This is a genomic window from Vibrio kasasachensis, from assembly GCF_050337565.1.
GTDB classification, from domain to species: domain Bacteria; phylum Pseudomonadota; class Gammaproteobacteria; order Enterobacterales; family Vibrionaceae; genus Vibrio; species Vibrio kasasachensis.
Window position 1 is genome coordinate 188,260 of sequence record NZ_JAKJTB010000010.1, and the last position, 24,307, is coordinate 212,566.

Genomic DNA, 24,307 nt, shown 5'->3' on the forward strand with positions numbered 1-24,307 from the left:
GAGTATTTCCTTAACGTACTTTTAGCGTCGCAAGACCGATAAGAACTAACACAATAGAAATGATCCAAAAACGTACGATCACGCGAGGTTCAGGCCAACCTTTTAACTCGTAATGGTGATGAATAGGTGCCATGCGGAAGATACGTTGACCACGCAGCTTATATGAACCTACCTGCAGGATAACCGATAGTGTCTCCATTACAAATACCCCACCCATTATCACCAAAACAAACTCTTGGCGAACCAACACAGCAATTGTGCCTAAAGCTCCGCCCAGAGCGAGTGAGCCTACATCGCCCATAAAGACTTGCGCTGGATAAGTGTTAAACCATAAAAAGCCCAAGCCCGCGCCAACAATAGCGGTGCAGACAACCACCAACTCTGATGCGTAAGGCACGTGGGGAATATGTAGGTAACTTGCAAATTGAACGTTGCCTGTAGCCCATGCAATTGCGGCAAAGCCCGCTGCCACCAATACGGTTGGCATGATAGCAAGACCATCTAAACCGTCGGTTAAGTTAACCGCATTACTGGTTCCGACAATAACAAAATAGGTAAGTACGATGTACATCAAACCAAGCTGAGGCATTACATCTTTAAAGAATGGGACCACCAATTGTGTCGCGCTAGTGTCATAACCATGCGCATAAAGTGCAAACGCCACAACCAAAGCAATAACGGACTGCCAAAAGTACTTCCAACGAGCAATCAAGCCATCGGTATTCTTACGTACCACTTTACGATAGTCATCGACAAAACCGACAGTACCATAACCAACGAGGACAAAAATGACCGCCCAAACATAAGGGTTGCTCAAATCAGACCAAAGCAAAACCGTGATGATAATCGCCGCTAGGATCATTACGCCACCCATTGTAGGAGTGCCGCGTTTGCTGAAGTGAGATTCCGGACCTTCGTTACGTACCACTTGACCAATCTGCAACATCTGCAGACGACGGATCATTCGAGGTCCCATCCATAATGAAATCCCCAGAGCCGTTAAAACACTGACGATTGCGCGAAACGACAGATATTCAAACAAACGGAAGAATGAAAAATATGGCTGTAGCAGCTCTGCAAGCCAAATGATCATGAATACATCTCCTTCAATGCAGTTGCGATTTTGCTCATACCAGCGCTGTTAGCGCCTTTTACTAGCAAAGTGTGTGGACCAGAATGATTTGGCAACTGCTGTATAATAAATTCAATCATGCTGTCATGTGAGTCAAAATGTTTACCTTGACACATTTCGCTGATCACTTTCGAGTCTGCGCCATACGTCAGCACTTGCTCAAAATTAAATGGGGCTGCATGTTCACCGACTTGACGGTGAAGTTCAAGACTTTCGTCGCCTAACTCTGCCATATTCCCCAAAATAAGCCAGCGAGTACCGTGAAATTCAGCTAATAAATCCGCTGCCGCTTTCATGGCTGGTACACTTGCGTTGTAGCTATCGTCAATCAGCTTAAGATTATCGCCTAGTTCAACAACTTCCACTCGACCTTTCACTTTTGATAAGTGAGCCAAGCCTGACGCAATCATAGTGAGATCTGCTCCCAGTTCTAGAGCTAGGGCTGTCGCAGCTAGTGCATTGGCAACGTTATGGCGACCGATAATTCCTAATTGAATGTTTTGACTTCCAATCGGGGTATGTAATGTGAAAGACGCTTCACTCTTATCATTCATCGAGATGTTGTCGGCATAGTAATCCGCACTAGTGTTTTGCGTCGAGAAGGTTTTTACTTGCTTATCAGCCAATGCAACTTGCCAATGCTCACCACCATGACTTTCTAGGTTAACAATCGCTACGCCAGCCGGTTTCAAACCTTGGTAGATTTCTCCTTTGGCTTGTTTTACACCATCAATTGAACCAAAGCCTTCCAAATGCGCGGCAGCGACATTGTTGACAAGCGCAACATCGGGCTTAATCAATTCGGAGGTATACGCTATTTCACCAACATGGTTAGCACCGAGTTCAATCACAGCATAATCATCTTCCGATGTAGAACGCAGCAAGGTTAACGGCACACCGATGTCATTGTTAAAATTGCCAACGGTAAACAGCACTTGCCCCTTCTGCGACATAATACTGGCAACCATCTCTTTTACTGTGGTCTTCCCGCAACTACCCGTAATCGCGACGGTTGGCGTTGCGCATTGTTGGTGTACATGCGCGCCTAATAAACCCAAAGCTAACTTACTGTCTTCAACCAGTAATTGGGGAATGGCTACATCAAGATGGCGAGACACAAGTAACGCGGAAGCACCAGCCTCTATGGCTTGATGAGCGAAGTCGTGAGCATCAAAGCGCTCCCCTACTAGCGCGACAAAAAGTGCACCCGACTCTATATTGCGCGTATCAGTAGAAACTTGATTAATTTCACAATCTTGCCCTATAAGTTCTGCGTTAAGCACGCGAGCTAATTGGCTTAATATTACTGAAATCATGGAACTAGTCCTAATAATTGCTGAGCAGATTCTCGATCCGAATAATGGATCGTTTCATTGGCTAGAACTTGATAGTCCTCATGCCCTTTACCAGCCAGTAAGATAATATCGTGTGAGTCAGCATTTTGGATAGCGTATTGCAGCGCTTTAAAACGGTCATGCTCTACTATTGCGCTCTGCGCTATATGCATACCAGCTAACATATCTTTGACGATTTCAGTCGAATCTTCACTGCGAGGGTTATCATCAGACAAAATGACATGATCAGCCAAGCGTTCACCAATTTCAGCCATCATTGGGCGCTTACCTTTGTCACGATCACCACCACAACCAAAAATAGCCCATAGTTTGCCTTGGCAATGAACACGTAAAGCTTGCAGTGCTTTTTCCAATGCATCGGGAGTATGTGCGTAATCCACCACAACTTTAGCCTTGCCTTGGTTAGCAAACAATTCCATCCGACCTAATACTGGTACTAACATTGGCGCGGTATCAATCAGTTGTTGCTTACTGATGCCTAATGCTAATAATGTCGTTAGAGCGAGCATCACATTGGAAGCGTTAAACTCGCCAATCAACGAGACCTTCAGTTGACCAGCACCGAACATGCCATCGAATTCAATATCAAAGCCTTGCTCTGAGTAGCTAACGTGTTTTGCCCATACTGACTTTTGAGTACTTTGCTCATGGAGCGATACTGCAATTGCATTTTCGAGCTTGCTTGCCCAACGATCTCCAACAGCATCATCTACATTGATGATCGCTTGCTGGCAAACATGCTGGTTAAACAGAGTGAGCTTTGCTTCTGCGTACGCTTCCATGGTGCCATGATAGTCGAGATGATCACGGCTCAAGTTAGTAAATACACCCGCGCTAAAAGGCAGTGCTTTAACACGCCCTTGCACTAAACCATGAGAGGAGACTTCCAGTGCAGTATATTGAGCGCCTTGATCAGCTAGTTCGGCAATAGTGCGTTGAACATCAACAGCATTACCTGTGGTATTGGCTGCAGGCTGGAGATCATTTAAAAATCCGTTACCTGTCGTCCCCATTACCGCTGAACGGCAATCTACCAATTCAAGCCATTGAGCTATCAACTGAGTAATGGTGGTTTTACCATTGGTGCCCGTTACGCCAATCAATTGATTATTGTGTTGTCCGTACAGTCGACCAGCAAGCTCTGAAAGTAGCTCAGTAAGGCCCGCAATATAGATGATGTTGATTTCACCTTGCAGCTCAATCAGACCATGCGGTTTATTTTGGCATGCTTGCGCAATTACTGCATTCGCACCTTTATTGATAGCCGATTCGATAAATTGGCGACCATCAACGGCATGCCCTGCTACCGCAACAAAGGTCACACCTTTAGCGACTTTACGACTGTCGAGTTCCAACTGTTTAACCACAACGTTCGCGGCTGGTAGTTCCACTTCTAGCCAAGGTGCTAGTAGCATTTTCATTGTGAGGCTTAACGACATTTAGAGGGTCTCACTCTGTTCTTACTTAAATTTATTTTCATCTGGTGCGATATTGAGAATTTGCAATGTCCCTTTCATTATCTCAGAGAAGACAGGACCTGCGACCGAACCACCATAGTAATTGTCACCTTGAGGTTCATTGACGATCACGACCAATGCAACCCGAGGATCACTGGCTGGTGCGACACCAGCTGTATAAGCAAAGTACTCATCACCATAACCACCCGCTATCGCTTTTCTTGAGGTTCCCGTTTTTGCGGCAACTCGATAGCCCGGCACTGCCGCTTTCGTAGCAGTACCGCCGGGTTGTGTTACGGTTTCTAGCATGGTTAAAACCATGCGCGCATGTTTCTCATCAATCACCTGACGAGATAGATCCTGCTGGTTACTTTCGATGATATGCACTGGTTGGTATTCACCATAATTACCCAAGGTTGCATAGGCATGAGCCAACTGTAACGGGGTAATAGTCAAGCCATAACCAAATGATAATGTGGCTATCTCAAATTGTGACCAACGGCGGCGATTGGGGAAAATACCATCGGTTTCTCCGACAAGATTCAAACCTGAACGTTGACCAAATCCAACCGAGCTATACATACCAAGCAAAGCTTCAAGCGGCATTTTTAACGCCAGTTTCGCCACACCGATGTTACTCGATTTTTTCAAAATAGTGGTTAAGTCCGCTTTGCCAACCTTAGATACGTCTCGTACCCGGCTACCACCAACTTGCATAATGCCATTGCCAGTATCAATAACCGTACTCTCATCCGCTACACCATTTTCTAGCGCGGCGAGTACAACAAAAGGTTTAATCGTTGAGCCCGGTTCAAACGCATCGGTAATCACGCGGTTACGCATTTTAGCGGATTGTAGATCAGCACGATTATTAGGGTTGTATGATGGCGCATTGACCATCGCCAGTACCGCTCCCGTTTTGACATCCAACACCACAGCGGAGCCAGAGGTGGCACGAAAATCGGCCACAGCTTGTTTCACGGCACGATAAGCGATAGCTTGAAGACGCTGATCGATGGTTAAAGTTAAAGGTTTACCCTCTTCACGCTCTTCTAATGCGATATTCTCGACCACTCGACCATAACGGTCTTTGCGGATAATACGCTTACCAGCCTCGCCCGTTAGCCACTTGTCATAGCTACTCTCAACACCTTCAAGACCATGCCCATCAATTCCGGTAACGCCAACTAAGTGTGCACTAACTTCACCAGCTGGGTAGTAGCGGCGTGACTCAGGTTTAAGACCAACGCCGGCCAGCTTCAACTCACGAATATAATTCGCCATTGCAGCGCTCACTTGTCGCTGCAAATAAATAAAACGACGAGATTTATTCTGCGTGATTTTGTCCAGCATCTCTTGACGATCTAAGCCAAGTACATCAGCCAATGCATGCCAACGGTCTATATCCCCTAAGCCTTCTTCTTTGAAGATAGTGACCGGATCAGCCCAAACGGCTTCAACTGGCACACTCACAGCAAGTGGCTCACCATTACGATCAGAAATAATGCCTCGAGCCGAGTAAAGAGTCTTAGCTCGAATAGATCGCATATCGCCTTGCTTGATGAGATTATCTGGCTCGATGATTTGGATATAGCCAATGCGTGCAACTAGCGCTGAAAAGATAATAAATACAAAGAAAATAATGAGATAGAATCGCCAACGAATCAATTGGGGCGGTTCGATTGTGGAGGTTTTGGCTACAGGTTTCGCTTTTTTTTCGGTACTCATGGTAAATCAATCACCACTTCTTTATCAGAATCAGGACGCTTCATTTCCAACTCTTGTCTCGCGACAGCCTGCACTCGGCTATGTTCAGCCAATGCGGTTTCTTCCAACAAAAGGTTACGCCACTCATCGTCAAGACGTTCTCGTTCAACCAAAGCTTGATCTTTCTCTGTGATCGCAGTGCGGGTATGGTGGGTAGTAAAAACCACAGCCATGGCACTTGCAAAAATCAACAATAAAACCCCTAAAGGAACACGTCCTACGGTTATCAAGTCGAATCCAATCATCTTTGCAAGGTTGGGTGTGGTTTTCTTCATAGCGTATTATAGTTTTTCTGCAATTCGCAATACTGAGCTGCGTGAACGAGTGTTCAGCTCAACTTCGTGCTCGCTTGGTTTAATTGCTTTACTAGCCGGTTTTAAGTTGGGGCTGCCCATCGCCTTAATCTGAGCTTCAGTCAATGGGATACCATGTGGCACCTCTGGACCTCTGCTTTCTTTACGAATAAAACGCTTCACCATGCGATCTTCCAATGAGTGGAAGCTAATCACTGATAATCGACCTTGGGGAGCAAGAATACTTGCCGCTCCTTTAAGTGCAATATCAATCTCTTCAAGTTCACTGTTGATGTAAATTCGAAATGCTTGGAAAGATCGCGTTGCTGGGTGCTTTTTCTCTTTAAAGCTTTTTGGTGCCGCGTCAGAGATCAGTTTTGCTAACTGACCAGTGCGAGTCAAAGGTTCGTTTTCTTCGTTCTCACGGTAAGCAACGATCGCCTTGGCGATACGGCGTGCGTGTTTGTCTTCACCAAACTCACGAATAACCCACGTAATATCATCTAGATCGGCTTCCAGTAACCATTGGGATACCGATACGCCAGAAGTTGGGTCCATACGCATATCTAGCGGACCATCTTTCATAAAGCTAAAGCCGCGTTCAGCATCATCAAGTTGAGGCGATGAAACACCAAGGTCAAATAAGACACCATCCACTTGACCGACTAAATCGTACTGCTCTGCGTAAGTAGCAATACCCGAAAATGGACCATGAACGATAGTAAATCGAGGATCATCGATTTTCTTTGCTTCTTCAATCGCTTGAGGATCGCGGTCAATACTAAAAAGACGACCATTCTCACCCAACTTTGATAAGATTGTGCGGCTGTGACCACCACGACCAAATGTGCCATCGATGTAGGTACCATCCGGCTTGATCGCCAATCCATCGATTGATTCATTTAGTAATACAGATATGTGTTTAAATGCTTCTGTCATAGTTATCTCATCTAGCTAGCGTATTGATACGCGCTCACTCTCAGTGTACTTATTTCACCACACAGCGCCACCTTCAGAGGGCGGCATCACGTGATATTGCGCCAAGTTTATTGCTTACGAAATAATTTTCGTCAATAAAAAGCAAAAAACCCATTATAACGAAAGCGTCACAATGGGTCTCGAAAAGGTGTTGTAGCACAATAGACCAGCTTTCAGCTCGTTTATTTATAACAGAAGAAAAAGCGACAAGCATCGAATTCAGACGCTTACTTCAACGCTATGACCTAGCCACCACCATCCAAGCGGCAAGGAGGTTACCATACCTATCATAGGTGGGTAAATGTTCCCTTTTATTAATATCCAACAATGGTTAAAGGTGTGGCAACTAAGGAACGAAAAAAGCCACTCACAACAGGCAGTAAAATATAACCTTTGCATAAAAATCATAGAACCGTTGAATCAACGCAATACAGAACTGCTCAGAAACGATATAAATATTTCGAGACTGGATCACAAAGGCCTCGCATAAATGCGAGGCCTTGTGAATCCAAAGGATTGGAGCCGACACATAAGCCGGGTTCTGTCTCCGCTTGCGCGGCGGTAGCCATTCGTCTAGGCCAGCAATCGCTCACTGGCTCGAGCAACCTACCCGCCTCCTTACGCGAGCAACGCAATGTGGAGGCCTATTTGGTCTTGCTCCGGGTGGAGTTTACCCTGCAACGAACTGTTGCCAGTCGTCCGGTGCGCTCTTACCGCACCCTTTCACCCTTACCTGATCCCTTACGGGCCATCGGCGGTCTTCTCTCTGCTGCACTTGTCGTAGGCTTGCGCCCCCCAGGCGTTACCTGGCACCCTGCTCTATGGAGCCCGGACTTTCCTCCCCTTTGTCAGTCTCCCGAAGGACATCAACAAAGCAGCGGCTACCCAGTCAGCTCCGGAGCGGATTGTATAGAGTTCTCCTAACAGTGTCTAGGAAGATCACACAATCCGCTGCAATTCACTTTTAACCGCTCAATTAGCCAGCATGTGAGGTTAGCTTAAGTTCTCTAATCCCCACTTATAAAGTGCATTTTTTTTCAAATTGTAGATTTCGGCGGTTAGCGCGGCGGCTTTTTTCAACGGCAGTTCTTTAGTCAAGATAGCGAGACTGCGCGTAGCTTCATCAGGTAATGAATCGTCGGCAACTTCGCGGTTACCGTGGACCAGCAGTACCATTTCGCCACGCTGTTGGTTGTCATCCGATTTAACCCACTCAACCAACTGACCTAACGGTAAACCTTGAAAGGTTTCAAATGTCTTAGTCAACTCACGCGCTAGCACCACTTCACGATCAGGACCAAGAATATCGAGCATGTCGTCCAATGAGTCTAAAATACGATGAGGTGACTCATAAAAGATACAAGTACGCTCTACTTTAGCAATTTCTAACAACTTATCTTTTCTTGCTTTGCTCTTTGGTGGTAAAAAGCCCTCAAAGCTAAAACGATCTGATGGCAAACCCGCCGCGCTTAATGCCGTAATAACCGCACAAGCACCTGGCAGCGGAACAACTTTGACTCCAGCTTGACGACACTGAGAAACTAAATGGTAACCTGGGTCACTTATAAGTGGTGTACCCGCATCTGATACCAATGCGATAGATTGACCCGACAATAATTTTTCAACTAGAACTTGCGCTTTTTGCTGTTCATTATGATCATGCAATGGAAAGGTTTTAGTCGGAATAGCAAAGTGAGCTAAAAGCCTGCCGGTATGACGTGTATCTTCCGCAGCAATAAGATCGACACTTTTTAGGACTTCAATTGCACGCAATGTAATATCACCTAAATTGCCAATTGGCGTTGGTACAATATAGAGAGTTGGGATCTGTGCAGGTAAGGTTTTGTTATCTGTCATTTGTTTAGCATCACTTCAACGATTAATATAGACATAATCTTATACGGAATTAACGAAGAACTCATGGCCATGAATAACCACAAGCGACTAAGTGTACCACGCTTACTGACTCCTGTAGCCCTCGCGGTCGTTTTAGCAGCGTGTTCATCTACTTCATCGACATCAACATCTGCCGATATCACACGCGATCCTACGAAATCTATCACTAACTATCTAATGCGAGCAGACAGCAGCGAAGGTAGTTTACAAAGTGATTGGTTAATCATGGCGTTAAAAGCCGCCGTTGAAGCTAACGATGTGAACCAAGCAGAGCGACTAATTGCTCGCCTTTCACGTCAGCAACTAACTGACATGCAGCAAGCTGAATGGCAATTAGCTCGTGGGAATTTATTGTATAATAATGAACAACTTGACCAAGCTCGCGAATTGCTGAATTTCCGCCCTACGTGGCGTTTAGCCAACGAACAATGGAAAGAGTACCACCAACTGCGTGCTGATATTTTTGCTAAGCAGCAAGATTATTTTTCCGCAGCACGTGAGCTATCTCAACTGTCTGAATTTGAAAATAAATCACAACAAACCTATTTAGCACAAAGTATTTGGGAGAACTTATCTCAATACTCTGAAGCAGAAATAACTCAGTTTGCAACAGCACCAAATGAGGCTGAATTGGATGGCTGGTTGCAACTTGCTATATACCAAGCAACCTTAGTCAACAACATTCCACAATTGAAGAACACCTTGGAACAATGGCTAGCGGAAAATCCTTCCCACCCAGCGGCGCTCTACACTCCACAATCAATCCAAGATATCTTGGCACTTGAAGTAACCAAACCAGTAAATACCGCATTATTACTACCATTGTCGGGGAAATTTGCCAAACAAGCACAATTGATTCGTGATGGTTTCATTTTGCAGATGATGAATGACCGCGAGCGAGATCCCAATGCAACATTGACGGTTATCGACACCAATATCACTAATGCCGATAGCTTGCAGCAGACGTTCATCGAGAAAAATATCGACTTTGTTGTCGGCCCACTTATCAAAGATAACATCGTTAGCCTACAACAAGCGCAAACCTATACTGGTACTCCTTTACCTATGCTCGCGCTTAATATTCCAGATGAGATCCAACAAGGAACTAACATCTGTTACCTAGCTCTTTCACCAGAACAAGAGGTCGCTCAAGCAGCCAAGCACTTATTTAAGCAAGGTTACCGCTATCCGTTGATATTGGCTCCTCAAGGTAAGCTTGGGCAACGTGTTGCGGAAGCGTTTGAGCAAGAGTGGAAGAAATACAGTTCGAATAAGGTTGCAGTAAACCTATTTACTGATAAACGCCAACTCCAACGCAACATCAACTCGGCATTTGGCTTGCAAGATAGCCAGCAGCACATCGCTCAGATGGAATCACTGCTGAGTATCCCGTTGGAGAGTCAACCACGTAGTCGTCGCGACGTCGATGCGGTATACATTGTCGCAGGTAGCAGTGAACTAACGCTAATCAAGCCATTTATTGAAGTCGCAATCAATCCGGATACCAATCCACCAAAGCTGTTTTCTAACTCGCGTAGCAATAGTGGTCGTCATCAGTACGAAGATTTGACTGGCGTAATGTATAGTGATATCCCACTACTCATTGCACCAAACTCAGCAATTGAAGCGCAAATGAACCAAATGTGGCCAAAAGGCTCTAATGCAGAGAAACGCTTACAGGCTCTCGGCATGGATGCATACTTACTAATGGAGCAATTACCACAAATGAAAATTATTCATGGTGCAACTGTCTCTGGTAATACCGGTGTATTGAGCATTGATGAACATTGTGTCGTACAACGTGAGATCAGTTGGGCTGAGCATGGCATTGCTGAGCAAACTGAGTAAAGGATTTTATTTTGAGTCCGAAGCGGAAAAACATCTTACTGCTTGCGGACTCAAACTTATTGGGCGAAACTTTCGCACCAAAAGTGGCGAAATCGACCTGATCATGCGTGATAAAGAAACCATTATCTTTGTCGAGGTTCGTTACCGTAAAAATACACAATATGGACATGCAGCAGAAACGATTACGTTCAAAAAACAACAACGTATCATAAAATCAGCCAACATTTGGTTATTGAAGCAAGGCTTGTCTATTTACTCAACCGATATTCGTTTCGATGTCGTCGCTGTCCACAAAAATGGCGCACAAATTGAATGGATAAAAAACGCAATTACGCAAGGATAACTGATGCTCGATAGCATTAAAGAGAGCTTTACTGAAAGCATTCAAATCCAAATCGCTGCAGCTGAAGCTTTACCTGACGCGATAACACATGCAGCACAAGCAATGGTTTCTAGCTTACTTAATGGCAATAAAATCCTATGTTGCGGTAACGGTGGTTCCCTCTCCAATGCTCAGCAGTATGTTTCTTGCTTACTTAACCGCTTTGAAACTGAACGCCCAAGTTTACCAGCAATGGCCTTGACCTCTGATAACACCACACTAACGGCAGTCGCTAACGATTATCACTACGAACAAATTTTTTCTAAACAAGTTCGAGCATTTGGTCAACCAGGTGATATTTTACTGGCGATTTCAACCAGCGGTAACAGCAAAAATGTAATCAAAGCAATGGAAGCTGCGGTAACACGTGATATGACTATTATCGCTTTGACTGGTAAAGACGGTGGCGAGATGGCTGGGTTACTTGGTGAGCATGATGTAGAAATTCGTATTCCATCTCACAGAACGGCAAGAATACATGAGGTGCACATGGTGACGTTGCACTGCTTATGTGATTTGATAGATCAGGTTCTGTTCCCAGCTCACGAAGAGTAATCACATGAAATTTGTAAAAGCCCTATTTGTTAGCTTGATTCTGCTCTCTAGTACCGGATGTGCTGGCTTGTTCGTAGCAGGCGCAGCGACGACGGTAAACATAGTTACCGATACACGAACAACCAAAGAAATTTGGAATGATAGTAATATTGAGTTTGAGGTTGCCGGTCTCACTAACAAAGCTCCCTATAAGAGCAACGTACGCATCACTGCCAGCTCTTATAAAGGTATTGTCGTTCTGGTGGGGCAGTCGAGTACTGAAGAGCTGCTAAGTGAATTTGAGCAGCAGGCGCGCAAGGTCTCTGGAGTTACACAAATTCATAACCAAGTTCGCATCAAGCAGCCATTATCACTGGGCGAAATCAGCCACGATAGCTGGATCACCACTAAAGTAAAATCGGCATTAATCACAGATAATGATCTCAGTGCGATCAAAATTAAAGTGATTACCGAAGATGGCGAAGTATTCCTATTGGGTTATGTATCACGCCAGCATGCGGATCAAGCAGCACAAATCACACGCAATATTTCAGGTGTGAAGCAAGTGATCAAAGCATTCCAATACGGTGATTAGCATTTTTATCACAGGAACAAAAAAGCAGCGTAGATACGCTGCTTTTTTTATTTAACCACTCTTAGGCTTGGGCGACCTTTAGGTCTTGGAGGTTCATCATCAGAGAATGATGTCTCCTCAACGACCTCTTCAGCCAGAGATAAGCCTGCGCTTTCCTCAACCTCTTCGATGAAGCCATCATCTGACTCATCTGAGATCTCCATGTAAGCTTCTTCTGAATCGAACATGGTACCCGCACCATTCTCACGCGCATAAATCGCTTGTACGGCGTAAATAGGTACGATAACGGTATGAGGTCGACCGCTAAAACGAGCACTAAAACTAATCTCGTCATCACCCAATTTAAGATTGCCTACCGCACGTGGAGCAACATTAAGAATAATTTGACCATCTTGGACAAACTCTTCTGGCACTCGCACCCCCGGTAACGTTGCAGCGACAACTAGATGAGGGGTTAAATCATTATCCACCAGCCAATCATAAAATGCGCGCAGCAGATATGGTCGGCGTGGTGTCATATTTGATATATCCATTAGCGCATTAAACGCATTTCGCGTTCTGCTTCCGTCAGAGATGCAAGAAATGAATCACGCTCAAATACACGGTTCATGTAAATTTTAAGCTCTTTTGAGCCAGGGCCCACAAGATCAATGCCTAGTTGCGGTAAGCGCCACAATAGCGGAGCTAGGTAACAATCAATTAGGCTAAATTCTTCGCTCATGAAGTATTCAAACTCAGCAAACACAGGACCAAGAGTAAGTAGGTCATTACGCAATTTGTTACGTGCCGCTTCTGACTCTTCAGCAGTACCGTTAACCACTTTTTCTGCTAGTGAATACCAGTTCTTTTCGATACGGTAAATCATTAGGCGAGTGTTACCACGAGCTACTGGGTAAACTGGCATTAGCGGTGGATGAGGGAATCGTTCGTCTAGGTACTCCATAATGATTTTTGAATCATACAGAGCAAGCTCACGGTCAACGAGAGTTGGAACAGTTTTGTACGGGTTTAACTCAATCAATTCCGCAGGCAAATTCGCTTCATCAACTAGCTCAACCTCAACGCTTACGCCCTTTTCAGCGAGCACGATTCGTACCTGATGGCTATACATATCAGATGCACTTGAAAATAGAGTCATCACGGAACGTTTATTGGCAGCTACAGCCATGGAGCCCTCCAGCACACTTACAGAAATAAAAAACAATGGAGGCGTAGCCTCCATTGTAAACAGTTGAATATATTAATTAGCATGCCATGATAGCATAATTAATGTACATCACGCCAATACTCTTTCTTTAGCAGCACAACTACGATAGTGAATATGACCAAGAAGCCCATTACCCACCAACCTAAGCTATGACGCTCAAGCTTCACGGGGTCTCCTGAATACTCTAAAAAATTAACCAAATCAAGTACGGCTTGATCGTATTCTTCAGAGTTTAGCTCTCCAGAGCCATCGGTTTCTATCCCAACAACCACTTGTTTTTCATTACCATCGACAACGTGAGTTTCAATGATTGGGGTTGGAACCCCCTGTAGTTCTTCAAGAACATGCGGCATACCCACACTTGGGAAAACAACATTATTCACACCAAAAGGTCGCGCTGGATCTTCATAGAAAGAACGTAAATATGTATATAGCCAATCAGAACCACGAACACGAGCGACGAGCGTCAAATCAGGAGCTGGACCACCAAACCATTTTGCTGCGGATTTGTCTGGAATTGCATTCTCCATCAAATCGCCAGCTTTCGCATTTGGGTCAAAGATCAAACTCTCTGTCATCAGCTCCACTGGAATACCAATATCACGCGCGACACGCTCATAACGCTGGTATTGCGCTGAGTGACAACCGAAACAATAATTCATGAATAATTTAGCACCGTTTTGCAGTGATGCTTGATCGCTCAAATCATTATTAGCTTTATCTAAAGGAACATTTGCGCCTGCCGCCATCGCCAAAGATGGCAACATTGCAAATAAAATCAATATCCACTTTTTCATTTAAATGTCACCCTCTGCGGTAATGGTTTCGTCGCTTCATTTTTACTGTAGAAAAACAGCAATACGAAGAACATGAAGTAACCTAAGCTCGTTATCTGAGCTAACAGCGTATATAAAGGCGTCGCAGGAAGCGCACCTAAAATACCTAGCGCAATAAAGCAAATGGTGAATTGAATGATGTTAAACAAGTGGAACTTACTACGGTAGCGGTAAGAACGCACTTTACAACGATCTAGCCACGGCAGAACAAACAGAACGGCAATAGATGCACCCATTGCGATAACACCCAGTAACTTATCTGGCACTGCGCGTAAGATGGCGTAAAACGGAGTAAAATACCAAACAGGGGCAATATGCTCCGGTGTTTTCAATGAATTCGCCGCTTCAAAGTTAGGTGGCTCAAGGAAGTAACCGCCCATCTCTGGATTAAAGAACAACACATAACAAAATAGGAATAAGAAACCAGCAACACCCACTAAGTCTTTCACCGTTCCATATGGATGGAATGGAATAGAGTCAATGACATCATAATTCTTGGTGTAATAATCGTGGAACTTGAATTGAGTTTGGTAGTCGTCACCCATAGTGCCTTTAGGCAATTTGGTTTCAATACCATCAGGGTTGTTCGACCCCACTTCATGCAACGCCAAAACGTGCAGAACAATAAGTAGAAGCAATACGATTGGTAGCGCAATGACATGCAGAGCAAAGAAACGGTTTAGCGTTGCACCCGAAATAACGTAGTCACCACGGATCCATAATGTCAGATCATCACCGATGAAAGGAATCGCCCCAAAGAGGGAAATGATTACCTGCGCACCCCAATAGGACATTTGTCCCCAAGGCAGTAGATAACCCATGAAAGCTTCTGCCATCAACACGAGGAAAATCAACATACCAAATACCCAAAGCAACTCACGAGGCTTTTGGTAAGAGCCGTAGATTAAACCACGAAACATGTGCAGATAAATAACAACAAAAAATGCCGACGCGCCAGTTGAGTGCATATAGCGCAGCAACCAACCATATTCCACATCACGCATTATATATTCAACAGAGGCAAATGCACCTTCACCTGAAGGTACGTAATTCATCGTTAACCAAATACCAGTTAGAATTTGGTTAACTAACGCAAGCATCGCTAATGAGCCGAACAAATACCAAAAGTTAAAGTTCTTTGGCATCGGATACTCTGAAAGGTGCTTTTTGTACGCATTCATTACAGGTAAGCGTTTTTCTACCCAATCAAGTAAAGCTTGCATCATGCCTCCCCTTCTTCATCAACACCGATAATGATCTTGGCGTCACTCAAGTACATATGTTTAGGCACAACCAAGTTGTATGGCGCGGGGACACCTTGGAAAACGCGTCCCGCCATGTCGAATTTAGAACCGTGACACGGGCAGAAGAACCCAGATTTAACTCCTTGAACTTGTTCAGTAAAACTGTCAGGCAAATAAGTTGGTGAACAGCCAAGGTGAGTACAGATGCCAACGGCAACAAAGTACTCAGGTTTAATCGAACGGTAGGCATTCTGTGCATAAGCAGGTTGTTGCTCTACACCAGAAGCAGGATCACTAAGTTGCCCATCGAGTTCTTTCAATGTATCAACTACTGCTTGTGCACGACGGACAACCCATACAGGCTTACCCCGCCACTCCACACGCACCATTTGCCCCTCTTCCAGCTTGCTGATATCAACTTCAACAGGGGCACCTGCTGCTTTCGCTTTTTCACTTGGGTTCCAAGATTTAATAAAAGGCACGGCAACCGCAGCAGCTCCTAATCCACCAACAACAGCTGTTGTTGCGGTTAGAAAGCGTCTGCGACCGTTATTTAAAGGCGCATTGCTCATCCAAACATTCTCCCATTTGCTCCTTAATGGATTATTGTTATTCCTTACCAAAGAGCATGGCTAACAAATCGAGTTTTTTTGTATTTATTTGATGGCAAATGATAATTAAAACCCTACTTTTTAACAAGGTAAAGCTACTTATTTGCAACATTTATGGATACAAACGCTAAAGTCGTCACAAAAGCAGAACAAGGTAAAGAAAGGGAGAGTTTTTAGTTGAGGCTGAAGAGAGGATTTTTTATACGCTAGAAAACAAAAAGCCTGGCATAACGCCAGGCTTTGAAGCCACATTCCAGTAAAACTGGAAGCGAATCTTTGTAAAAAGATTAACGCTTAGAGAACTGTGGTTTGCGACGTGCTTTACGTAGACCAACTTTCTTACGTTCAACGCAACGAGCGTCACGAGTAACGTAACCAGCTGCACGTAGAGCAGGACGGAAAGACTCATCGTATTCCATTAGAGCGCGAGTGATACCGTGACGGATAGCACCAGCTTGACCAGAAATACCGCCACCTTTAACAGTAACGTATAAGTCTAGTTTCTCAGTTAGTTCAACTAGCTCAAGAGGTTGTTTAACAACCATACGAGAAGTTGGACGACCGAAGTATTCATCAAGGCTACGCTTGTTGATTACGATGTTGCCGCTGCCTGGTTTGATGAAAACTCGTGCAGCTGAGCTTTTGCGACGGCCAGTGCCGTAGTATTGATTCTCTGCCATTTTCGAAATCCCCGATTAGATGTCTAGTACTTGTGGTTGTTGAGCAACATGGTTGTGCTCAGCACCAGCGTAAACTTTAAGCTTACGGTACATAGCACGGCCTAGAGGACCACGTGGCAACATACCTTTAACAGCAAGTTCAAGAACCATCTCTGGTTTCTTAACAATCAGCTTTTCAAAAGTGATTGATTTAAGACCACCAGGGAACTCAGAGTGACGGTAATACACTTTACCTTTAGCTTTGTTACCAGTTACAGTAACTTTCTCAGCATTGATAACGATGATGTAATCACCAGTGTCAACGTGAGGAGTGTATTCAGCTTTGTGTTTGCCACGTAGGCGAGATGCAATTTCACTTGCTAGACGACCAAGAGTTTTACCCTCTGCGTCTACAACATACCAGTCGCGTTTTACAGTTTCTGGTTTAGCAACGAATGTTTTCATGCTAATAATAACCCGTTAATTTAAATTTAAACTTAAAGGAGCAAATATGCTCCCACTGTCTAAGAGCCCAGTCATCACCCCTTCGAGTGGGTGGCACTCTCGACCAAAATTTCGAATAGACTTCGATATTAGGTCTGCAGTAACGGTGGGTCGCAGGATTATAGAGAAGTGAGCTGAAAAAATCATCCCTTTTTTTAATAAAGAACCCATTTTTTAAATGGGTTGGCTAATTAATTCCCTTCTACGCCAAATGCTCCAGTGCTAAGTAGTTATGGCTTTGCATCTCAGTTAAGCGTGATATACAACGTTTAAATTCAAATTCAAGCTGACCATTAGTATAAAGCGCCTCAACCTCAACCTCAGATGAAATAATTAACTTCACATTTCGCTCATAGAACTCATCAACCAACGCTATAAAGCGACGCGCGGCATCATCTATCGTTCGATGCATTTGAATCACATCAGATAATAAAACCGTATGGTAGATGCGAGACAATTCAATGTAGTCATTCTGGCTACGAGCAGTTTGGCAGAGTTGTTCAAAAGTAACATGTAGTACCCCATCAGAGGCTTGTTCTACTTCTACCTGGCGATGATTGATTTCAATCTGCTTTTGTACTGGTTTGCCCTCCCCGACCAACTGCTGGTAGTAACGCTGCATATTGTCTCGCGCAACTTGATCAAGTGGGTAATGGTAGATTTCCGCCTGTTCTAATGTACGCAACCTATAATCAACACCACTATCTACGTTCAATATCAGACAATTTTTTTCGATTAGCTCAATTGCTGGCAAAAATCGCGCTCGCTGCAAGCCATTACGATAGAGATCATGTGGGGGGATATTCGAGGTTGCGACCAATATAACGCCGCGCTGAAATAAGGCTTGGAATAAAGTACCTAAAATCATCGCGTCAGTGATATCTGAAACAAAAAATTCATCAAAGCAGATAATCTCCGCTTCACTTTTAAATTTGTCTGCCACCGCATTTAACGGATCGCTTTCATCCCCCAGAGCATTAAGCTCATCATGGACACGCAACATAAAGCGGTGAAAGTGAACACGCATTTTCTTATCGGTAGGGAGTGCATCGAAAAAGGTATCCATTAGATAGGTTTTTCCGCGCCCAACACCGCCCCAAAAGTAGAGTCCTTTTGGCGCCTGCGACTGCGCTTCCTTTTTACCAAACCAACTTTTCCACCTCGGTTGTTGATCTTCACGAGATGTTTCTAGATAAGAATTAAATTGATGATATAAATTATCAAGGGCTTCAACAGCTTGTAACTGAGCGTTATCTTGTTGAAAGCCATGCAGCTCAACATCTGACTTGTATCGTTGTAGTGGTGTCATAGCTAGACCTTAGAATCACAGCAATGCATAGATACCCAACAACTCTGCTTTATAATTATTTTTACGCAGTTTCACTGGATAGGGTCACACGCATTTTTCTTTATTGGTTTAATGTCTCATAGTACCATGTCACTTGAGCATGTGTAACCACCCGGTAAACGACATGTAAAATAAAATAATAAGGAGCGATTATGCCTTGGATTTACGCCTTTGTAGGTCTGCTTGCTGGCGCAGTGATTGGATTCATTATTTCTCGCCTTACAGCACCCAATTACAAAAAACAGAAAAACCTCTACAAAGATTTAGAAACAGCAAAGTTTCAACTTGAGCAACAAAAGCAAGAGTTAACTGATCACTTTGCACAAAGTGCTGAAATGCTCGATTCTCTGGGAAAAGAGTATACCAAGCTGTATCAACACATGACTAAAACTTCTGCTGAGTTGTTACCTAACATGCCAGAACAAGACAATCCATTCGCACAGAAAGTGACGGAGCATAACACCTCACAAATCGAAGGGGATTCTCTCGAAGATGCACCAAAAGATTACGCATCGGGTGCAACTGGTTTACTGCGTGAGGAGAAAAAAGAGTACCTTGATTCTCCAGACGACCTTTCAGACAAGAAGGCGTCGTAAAAAAGAATAAATATTGTTCCTTATGAACTAAGTTTATTTTTTCGAGTCATATCTCCCATAAGTAACCATTGTTCTACTATTTTTAAAGCAAATCGTAGAACAGTGCTGAGTTAACCGACGCGCGATGTCGGTTAACTCTAATAGGTTCTCACTTTATAGGAGTTATTCGATGAAAAAACCTTTGCTTGCTTTAACCGCTTTGTCTCTAAGCTTAAGTTCAATCATCACCCCCCTGCCAGCAATCGCTGCACTGCCTGTTTCTATTGACGGAGAACAATTACCTAGCCTTGCCCCAATGCTGGAAAAAGTCACCCCTGCGGTTGTCAGCATTGATGTAGAAGGCACGCAGATTTCACGTCAGCGTATCCCTGAACAATTCCGCTTCTTCTTTGGTCCAGATTTCCCTGCAGAGCAACTACAAGAACGTCCATTTAGAGGGCTTGGGTCTGGTGTCATTGTAGATGCAGACAAAGGGCATATCGTCACCAATTTCCACGTAATCAAGGGCGCCGAAAAAATTCGAGTCAAGCTGCACGATGGACGAGAATATGACGCAGAGCTCATCGGTGGTGATGAAATGTCAGACATCGCGCTACTGAAATTGGAAGAAGCTAAAAAACTAACTCAGATCACCTTAGCGGATTCAGACAAACTACGGATCGGCGACTTCACCGTTGCCATTGGCAACCCCTTTGGTTTAGGGCAAACCGTTACCTCAGGTATTGTTTCAGCACTCGGGCGAAGTGGTCTCAATATAGAAAACTTTGAGAATTTCATCCAAACTGATGCAGCAATCAACAGCGGCAACTCGGGTGGTGCCTTAGTTAACCTTAATGGTGAACTGATTGGTATCAATACCGCTATTCTCGGTCCGAATGGCGGTAACGTCGGTATCGGTTTTGCGATTCCAGCCAATATGATGAAAAACCTGACAGAGCAGATTATTGAATTTGGTGAAGTTAAACGAGGAATGTTGGGTGTCCAAGGTGGTGAAGTCACCTCTGAGCTCGCTGAAGCACTTGGTTATGAATCAAGTAAAGGCGCATTCATTAGCCAAGTAATGCCAGATAGTGCTGCTGAGAAATCAGGGCTACTAGCTGGCGATATCATTACTTCTGTTAATGGTAAAGCCATCAATTCCTTCCATGAATTACGCGCTAAAATAGCCACGCTAGGCGCAGGTAAGGAAGTCGAGTTAGGTGTCTTACGCGATGGTAAAAAGAAGACCTTTGATGTCGTCCTAGGTGAACAAACAAATGTAAAAACTACCGCAGACAAACTGCACGACGGGTTAGCCGGAGCTGAACTCACCAATACGAATGCCAATGCCAAAGTTCAAGGTGTTAAGGTCGCATCAATTAAGAAAGGATCAGCGGCGGAAAGCTATCAACTGCAAAAAGATGACATCATTATCGGCGTAAACCGCCAGCAAGTGAAAAATTTGGCCGAGTTTAGATCCATCGTAGAGAACTATTCGGGCGTTCTTGCACTGAACATCCAACGCGGTGACCGAACTATCTATTTAGTCGTTCGCTAATTCTATTAAAACGCGATATTGATTAAAAAGGACAGTGTAGATATTCGCTGTCCTCTTTATATAATGCTATCCTTCTGATTTTACTCTATCTATGAATTGTTTGAGGAAGGTATGCTCAATTTCATTTTGCGCTCAGTGGCGCTAGGCTTAGCAACGGCCGCATTGCTTTTAGTAGCGATCCCATCACTGCGCTCAAACCTACTTCCAGAAAACATAACCACGCCAAATAACGATATTGCCTCTCTACAAGTTTCTTTTAATGTCGCTGTACGTAAAGCTGCACCTGCTGTTGTGAACATTTATAGCCGCAAGTACACTGAAAATGATCGTTCTAAACTACTCACTCAAGGTTTAGGGTCCGGCGTTATTGTTAGTGAAAAAGGTTACATCATTACCAACTACCACGTGGTTGCTCAAGCAGACCAAATCATCGTGGCGTTACAAGATGGCCGTGTCGCAGCCGCTCAACTGGTTGGTAAAGATCGCAGAACCGATATCGCTATTTTACAAGTAGAAGGGGAAAACTTCCCCGTTATCCCACTCAATCCAGATTACAAAGCCGAAGTAGGTGATGTCGTACTCGCGATCGGCAACCCTTATAACTTAGGTCAAACCACCACTTTCGGTATTATTTCCGCTACTGGTCGCTCTGCAATTAGTGCCGATGGTCGACAAGCTTTTATTCAAACCGATGCCGCGATAAATGAAGGTAACTCAGGCGGTGCTCTGGTTAATACTCAAGGTGAGCTAGTTGGCATTAATACTGCCTCTTTCCAACAAGCAACCGATTTGGAAACCTATGGCATCTCCTTTGCTATCCCCTATTCTCTTGCTGACTTAATCATGGAAAAAATCATTGCCGATGGTCGTGTCATTCGAGGTTACATTGGCGTGGATGGGCAAGACATTACTTCTATCACGGCTCGGCTGTTGGGAAATGAGCACCTTGGTGGCATTGTTGTGCTAGGTGTTGATCCTAATGGTCCTGCTGCAAAATCCGGTTTCCAAGTGCAAGATATCATTCTTAAAATTGATGGGCAGAAGATTAACGGTCGAAATAGCGTGATGGAAATTGTCACTGAATTACGTCCCGGCACCACGGTTGATGTATTAGTACTACGCAAGGGAGAAGAACTCTCGCTTCCAGTTACAATTACTGAAGATACTCGAAAGTAAGATAACAACACGAACAACCTGACTTGTTTCAAACAAAAAAATCCCAGCGACATAGCTGGGATTTTTTTAATTTAGTTACTCAATAACGTCTTCACTCGGTTCATCGACCGCGTCAATTTCAATTCGAGTAACTCGCTGAAGACCTCTCGGCAACAACGCCCCTCGACGTCCACGCTCACCGCGGAAGTTCTCTAAGTCAGAAGGTTTCAAACCTAGCTTTCGCTTACCCGCATATAGTGTTACAGAGCAATTTCTTGGAATCGACATCAAATGAGAGACGACTTCCTCACGCTCTTTAGCTTTAGCTGCTGGGATGTTAATGATCTTATTGCCTTTACCTTTACCAAGTTGCGGAAGTTCTTTCATTGGGAACAACAACATACGACCTTGATTGGTAATAGCTAAAATCTCATCGCTATCCAAATCACGGATTGTTTGCGGCGTGATCACCTCTGCGTTTTGTGGTAAAGAAACCAGCGCTTTACCACTGCGGTTCTTCGACAATAGTTCGCTACCTTTACACACAAAGCCATAACCAGCGTCAGAACCAATTAGCCATAACTGCTCGTCTTCACCCATGACAACTTGACGAATAGATGTACCCGCAGCGACGTTTAAGCGACCGGTGATGGGTTCACCTTGGCTACGTGCCGATGGCAGCGAGTGAGATTCCAAAGAATAACTACGACCATCACTGCCCAAGAATACCGCTTGTTGATTGCTCTTACCTCGTGCGTGAGCAAGGTACTGATCACCCGATTTATAGCTTAAACTTTCAGCGTCTACCTCATGACCTTTCGCATGACGAATCCAACCTTTCTCAGATAGCACTACTGTGATTGGCTCACTCGGCACTAAATCACGCTCGGTTAAAGCTTTCGCTTCTGCGCGCTCAATTAATGGTGACCGACGATCATCGCCATACTTTTCTGCATCAGCTTGAATCTCTTTCTTCATCAGAGTATTAAGACGACGCTCAGAACCGAGGAGTGTTTCTAGCTTCTCACGCTCTTTTTCCAACTCATCTTGCTCACCGCGAATTTTCATTTCTTCCAATTTCGCAAGGTGACGAAGTTTTGTGTCTAAGATTGCATCGGCTTGGATATCGGTAATACCAAAGCGAGCTATCAATACCGCTTTCGGATCATCTTCAGTACGAATAATCTCAATCACTTCATCCAAGTTAAGGTAAGCCACGAGCAAACCTTCTAAGATGTGTAAGCGAGCAAGCACTTTATCCAAACGATACTGTAGACGGCGAGTAACCGTTGAACGACGGAACTCTATCCATTCAGACAGAATCTGCACTAAACCTTTAACTTGTGGTCGATTATTCAAACCAATCATATTCAAGTTAACACGGAAGCTCTTTTCAAGGTCAGTTGAAGCAAACAAATGGTTCATCAACTGATCACAATCAATACGATTTGAACGCGGTACAATCACGATGCGCGTCGGATTTTCATGATCCGACTCATCACGAAGATCATCCACCATAGGTAGCTTTTTAGCGCGCATTTGATTGGCGATCTGCTCTAGCAGTTTCGCTCCTGACACTTGGTGCGGCAAGGCGGTAATCACTAAATCACTGCCTTCTTTGTGCCACACTGCACGCATTTTTATGCTGCCACGACCAGTACGGTAAATCTTCTCAATTTCCGCCGGTGGTGAAGTAATTTCAGCTTCTGTCGGGTAATCTGGTCCTTTAACAAATTGCATCACATCCGATAATTCAGCTTTCGGATTGTCGATCATATGGATCGTTGCTTCTGCAACTTCTCGTACATTGTGAGGCGGGATATCCGTCGCCATACCAACAGCAATGCCGGTGATACCATTTAGCAGGATATGCGGTAAACGTGCTGGCAACATTTGTGGCTCTTTCATTGTGCCATCAAAGTTCGGTTGCCAATCCACTGTACCTTGTCCAAGTTCGCCCAGTAATACTTCAGCAAATTTAGATAATTTTGCTTCGGTATAACGCATTGCTGCGAACGATTTGGGATCGTCTGGCGCCCCCCAGTTACCTTGTCCATCTACCAATGGATAGCGATAAGAGAATGGCTGAGCCATCAGTACCATCGCTTCATAACATGCTGAGTCACCGTGTGGGTGATACTTACCCAACACATCACCAACAGTACGTGCTGATTTTTTATATTTTGCCGATGCCGAAAGACCAAGCTCAGACATAGCAAAAATGATACGACGCTGAACCGGTTTTAAGCCATCGCCAATATATGGCAAGGCGCGATCCATGATTACGTACATCGAATAATTTAGATAAGCATCTTCAGTGAACTTGCGCATTGGCAACTGTTCAACGCCATCATATGTAATTTCTGTAGACAT

23 protein-coding genes and 1 other RNA gene are annotated in these 24,307 nt (G+C 44.3%); 7 read left to right on the forward strand and 17 right to left on the reverse strand.

Features of this window, described 5'->3' with window-relative positions; genetic code table 11:
• Positions 1-10: 10 nt before the first annotated feature.
• The 8 genes from mraY to rsmI all read right to left on the reverse strand — a co-directional run bounded on the left by mraY (position 11) and on the right by rsmI (position 8,839).
• Positions 11-1,093 (reverse strand): phospho-N-acetylmuramoyl-pentapeptide-transferase, encoded by a 1,083-nt coding sequence (mraY, locus tag L4C38_RS05735; RefSeq protein WP_428796580.1) that lies wholly within the window; start codon positions 1,091-1,093, stop codon positions 11-13.
• A complete protein-coding gene (gene murF, locus L4C38_RS05740) occupies positions 1,090-2,448 on the reverse strand; it encodes a UDP-N-acetylmuramoyl-tripeptide--D-alanyl-D-alanine ligase (protein WP_428796581.1) in 1,359 nt (452 codons plus the stop codon). The genes mraY and murF overlap by 4 nt, the downstream gene beginning before the upstream one ends.
• Positions 2,445-3,926, reverse strand: a complete 1,482-nt coding sequence (gene murE / locus L4C38_RS05745) for a UDP-N-acetylmuramoyl-L-alanyl-D-glutamate--2,6-diaminopimelate ligase (RefSeq protein ID WP_428796582.1) — start codon at positions 3,924-3,926, stop codon at positions 2,445-2,447. The genes murF and murE overlap by 4 nt, the downstream gene beginning before the upstream one ends.
• Before the next feature lie 21 nt (positions 3,927-3,947).
• On the reverse strand, positions 3,948-5,672 hold the full coding sequence (locus tag L4C38_RS05750; RefSeq protein WP_428796583.1) for a penicillin-binding transpeptidase domain-containing protein: 1,725 nt from the start codon (positions 5,670-5,672) through the stop codon (positions 3,948-3,950).
• Positions 5,669-5,986: a cell division protein FtsL gene (ftsL, locus tag L4C38_RS05755; protein WP_428796584.1), complete on the reverse strand. Its 318-nt coding sequence runs from the start codon at positions 5,984-5,986 to the stop codon at positions 5,669-5,671. Before ftsL ends, L4C38_RS05750 begins: the two co-directional genes overlap by 4 nt.
• A gap of 6 nt (positions 5,987-5,992) precedes the next feature.
• Positions 5,993-6,943, reverse strand: a complete 951-nt coding sequence (gene rsmH, locus L4C38_RS05760) for a 16S rRNA (cytosine(1402)-N(4))-methyltransferase RsmH (protein WP_428796585.1) — start codon at positions 6,941-6,943, stop codon at positions 5,993-5,995.
• A gap of 553 nt (positions 6,944-7,496) precedes the next feature.
• Positions 7,497-7,879, reverse strand: an RNA gene (rnpB, locus tag L4C38_RS05765) — RNase P RNA component class A.
• Between the two features lie 96 nt (positions 7,880-7,975).
• Positions 7,976-8,839: a 16S rRNA (cytidine(1402)-2'-O)-methyltransferase gene (rsmI, locus tag L4C38_RS05770; protein ID WP_428796586.1), complete on the reverse strand. Its 864-nt coding sequence runs from the start codon at positions 8,837-8,839 to the stop codon at positions 7,976-7,978.
• 63 nt (positions 8,840-8,902) lie between these two features.
• Here rsmI and L4C38_RS05775 point away from each other — a divergent pair, with 63 nt between their 5' ends.
• The 4 genes from L4C38_RS05775 to L4C38_RS05790 are packed head-to-tail and all read left to right on the forward strand — an operon-like array spanning position 8,903 to position 12,237.
• Positions 8,903-10,726, forward strand: coding sequence for a penicillin-binding protein activator (locus L4C38_RS05775; RefSeq protein ID WP_428796587.1), 1,824 nt, complete (start codon positions 8,903-8,905; stop codon positions 10,724-10,726).
• Positions 10,701-11,069, forward strand: coding sequence for a YraN family protein (locus L4C38_RS05780; RefSeq protein ID WP_428796588.1), 369 nt, complete (start codon positions 10,701-10,703; stop codon positions 11,067-11,069). Before L4C38_RS05775 ends, L4C38_RS05780 begins: the two co-directional genes overlap by 26 nt.
• A gap of 3 nt (positions 11,070-11,072) precedes the next feature.
• Positions 11,073-11,663: a phosphoheptose isomerase gene (locus tag L4C38_RS05785; protein ID WP_428796589.1), complete on the forward strand. Its 591-nt coding sequence runs from the start codon at positions 11,073-11,075 to the stop codon at positions 11,661-11,663.
• Between the two features lie 4 nt (positions 11,664-11,667).
• Positions 11,668-12,237 (forward strand): BON domain-containing protein, encoded by a 570-nt coding sequence (locus tag L4C38_RS05790; protein ID WP_428796590.1) that lies wholly within the window; start codon positions 11,668-11,670, stop codon positions 12,235-12,237.
• 47 nt (positions 12,238-12,284) lie between these two features.
• On the opposite strand, the gene sspB is transcribed toward L4C38_RS05790, so the two are convergent.
• The 8 genes from sspB to zapE all read right to left on the reverse strand — a co-directional run bounded on the left by sspB (position 12,285) and on the right by zapE (position 18,607).
• Entirely contained in the window at positions 12,285-12,770 is a 486-nt protein-coding gene (sspB, locus tag L4C38_RS05795) for a ClpXP protease specificity-enhancing factor (protein WP_428796591.1), read from the reverse strand.
• A complete protein-coding gene (sspA, locus tag L4C38_RS05800; protein ID WP_428796592.1) occupies positions 12,770-13,405 on the reverse strand; it encodes a stringent starvation protein SspA in 636 nt (211 codons plus the stop codon). The genes sspB and sspA overlap by 1 nt, the downstream gene beginning before the upstream one ends.
• 98 nt (positions 13,406-13,503) lie before the next feature.
• Positions 13,504-14,241, reverse strand: a complete 738-nt coding sequence (locus tag L4C38_RS05805) for a cytochrome c1 (RefSeq protein WP_428796593.1) — start codon at positions 14,239-14,241, stop codon at positions 13,504-13,506.
• On the reverse strand, positions 14,238-15,503 hold the full coding sequence (locus L4C38_RS05810; protein WP_428796783.1) for a cytochrome b: 1,266 nt from the start codon (positions 15,501-15,503) through the stop codon (positions 14,238-14,240). Before L4C38_RS05810 ends, L4C38_RS05805 begins: the two co-directional genes overlap by 4 nt.
• Positions 15,503-16,096 (reverse strand): ubiquinol-cytochrome c reductase iron-sulfur subunit, encoded by a 594-nt coding sequence (petA, locus tag L4C38_RS05815; RefSeq protein WP_428796594.1) that lies wholly within the window; start codon positions 16,094-16,096, stop codon positions 15,503-15,505. The genes L4C38_RS05810 and petA overlap by 1 nt, the downstream gene beginning before the upstream one ends.
• Positions 16,097-16,422: 326 nt before the next feature.
• Entirely contained in the window at positions 16,423-16,815 is a 393-nt protein-coding gene (gene rpsI, locus L4C38_RS05820) for a 30S ribosomal protein S9 (protein WP_428796595.1), read from the reverse strand.
• Between the two features lie 15 nt (positions 16,816-16,830).
• Positions 16,831-17,259 (reverse strand): 50S ribosomal protein L13, encoded by a 429-nt coding sequence (rplM, locus tag L4C38_RS05825; RefSeq protein WP_428796596.1) that lies wholly within the window; start codon positions 17,257-17,259, stop codon positions 16,831-16,833.
• Positions 17,260-17,500: 241 nt separating this feature from the next.
• Positions 17,501-18,607 carry a cell division protein ZapE gene (gene zapE / locus L4C38_RS05830; RefSeq protein ID WP_428796597.1) on the reverse strand — a complete coding sequence of 369 codons (1,107 nt, stop codon included), beginning with the start codon at positions 18,605-18,607 and terminating at the stop codon, positions 17,501-17,503.
• Positions 18,608-18,798: 191 nt separating this feature from the next.
• Between zapE and zapG the strand changes: the two genes are divergently transcribed.
• The 3 genes from zapG (at position 18,799) to degS (ending at position 21,955) form a co-directional block, all read left to right on the forward strand.
• Positions 18,799-19,242, forward strand: a complete 444-nt coding sequence (gene zapG / locus L4C38_RS05835; protein WP_428796598.1) for a Z-ring associated protein ZapG — start codon at positions 18,799-18,801, stop codon at positions 19,240-19,242.
• A 169-nt stretch (positions 19,243-19,411) separates the two neighbouring features.
• On the forward strand, positions 19,412-20,779 hold the full coding sequence (locus tag L4C38_RS05840; RefSeq protein WP_428796599.1) for a DegQ family serine endoprotease: 1,368 nt from the start codon (positions 19,412-19,414) through the stop codon (positions 20,777-20,779).
• A gap of 111 nt (positions 20,780-20,890) precedes the next feature.
• Positions 20,891-21,955 carry an outer membrane-stress sensor serine endopeptidase DegS gene (degS, locus tag L4C38_RS05845; protein WP_428796600.1) on the forward strand — a complete coding sequence of 355 codons (1,065 nt, stop codon included), beginning with the start codon at positions 20,891-20,893 and terminating at the stop codon, positions 21,953-21,955.
• A 75-nt stretch (positions 21,956-22,030) separates the two neighbouring features.
• Here the strand turns inward: degS and parC are convergent, their stop codons facing one another.
• Complete coding sequence (gene parC / locus L4C38_RS05850) at positions 22,031-24,307, reverse strand: DNA topoisomerase IV subunit A (protein ID WP_428796601.1); 2,277 nt, start codon at positions 24,305-24,307, stop codon at positions 22,031-22,033.

Bases quoted from the DNA above. Each gene is read 5' to 3' on its own strand.
- L4C38_RS05810 (WP_428796783.1), bottom strand. From the start codon at position 15,503: ATGCAAGCTTTACTTGATTGGGTAGAAAAACGCTTACCTGTAATGAAT.
- rplM (WP_428796596.1), bottom strand. From the start codon at position 17,259: ATGAAAACATTCGTTGCTAAACCAGAAACTGTAAAACGCGACTGGTAT.
- murE (WP_428796582.1), bottom strand. From the start codon at position 3,926: ATGTCGTTAAGCCTCACAATGAAAATGCTACTAGCACCTTGGCTAGAA.
- murF (WP_428796581.1), bottom strand. From the start codon at position 2,448: ATGATTTCAGTAATATTAAGCCAATTAGCTCGCGTGCTTAACGCAGAA.
- rpsI (WP_428796595.1), bottom strand. From the start codon at position 16,815: ATGGCAGAGAATCAATACTACGGCACTGGCCGTCGCAAAAGCTCAGCT.
- sspB (WP_428796591.1), bottom strand. From the start codon at position 12,770: ATGGATATATCAAATATGACACCACGCCGACCATATCTGCTGCGCGCA.
- petA (WP_428796594.1), bottom strand. From the start codon at position 16,096: ATGAGCAATGCGCCTTTAAATAACGGTCGCAGACGCTTTCTAACCGCA.
- rsmH (WP_428796585.1), bottom strand. From the start codon at position 6,943: ATGACAGAAGCATTTAAACACATATCTGTATTACTAAATGAATCAATC.
- sspA (WP_428796592.1), bottom strand. From the start codon at position 13,405: ATGGCTGTAGCTGCCAATAAACGTTCCGTGATGACTCTATTTTCAAGT.
- L4C38_RS05780 (WP_428796588.1), top strand. From the start codon at position 10,701: ATGGCATTGCTGAGCAAACTGAGTAAAGGATTTTATTTTGAGTCCGAA.
- L4C38_RS05805 (WP_428796593.1), bottom strand. From the start codon at position 14,241: ATGAAAAAGTGGATATTGATTTTATTTGCAATGTTGCCATCTTTGGCG.
- L4C38_RS05750 (WP_428796583.1), bottom strand. From the start codon at position 5,672: ATGAGTACCGAAAAAAAAGCGAAACCTGTAGCCAAAACCTCCACAATC.
- L4C38_RS05775 (WP_428796587.1), top strand. From the start codon at position 8,903: ATGGCCATGAATAACCACAAGCGACTAAGTGTACCACGCTTACTGACT.
- zapG (WP_428796598.1), top strand. From the start codon at position 18,799: ATGCCTTGGATTTACGCCTTTGTAGGTCTGCTTGCTGGCGCAGTGATT.
- parC (WP_428796601.1), bottom strand. From the start codon at position 24,307: ATGTCTACAGAAATTACATATGATGGCGTTGAACAGTTGCCAATGCGC.
- ftsL (WP_428796584.1), bottom strand. From the start codon at position 5,986: ATGAAGAAAACCACACCCAACCTTGCAAAGATGATTGGATTCGACTTG.
- rsmI (WP_428796586.1), bottom strand. From the start codon at position 8,839: ATGACAGATAACAAAACCTTACCTGCACAGATCCCAACTCTCTATATT.
- L4C38_RS05790 (WP_428796590.1), top strand. From the start codon at position 11,668: ATGAAATTTGTAAAAGCCCTATTTGTTAGCTTGATTCTGCTCTCTAGT.
- L4C38_RS05785 (WP_428796589.1), top strand. From the start codon at position 11,073: ATGCTCGATAGCATTAAAGAGAGCTTTACTGAAAGCATTCAAATCCAA.
- mraY (WP_428796580.1), bottom strand. From the start codon at position 1,093: ATGATCATTTGGCTTGCAGAGCTGCTACAGCCATATTTTTCATTCTTC.
- L4C38_RS05840 (WP_428796599.1), top strand. From the start codon at position 19,412: ATGAAAAAACCTTTGCTTGCTTTAACCGCTTTGTCTCTAAGCTTAAGT.
- zapE (WP_428796597.1), bottom strand. From the start codon at position 18,607: ATGACACCACTACAACGATACAAGTCAGATGTTGAGCTGCATGGCTTT.
- degS (WP_428796600.1), top strand. From the start codon at position 20,891: ATGCTCAATTTCATTTTGCGCTCAGTGGCGCTAGGCTTAGCAACGGCC.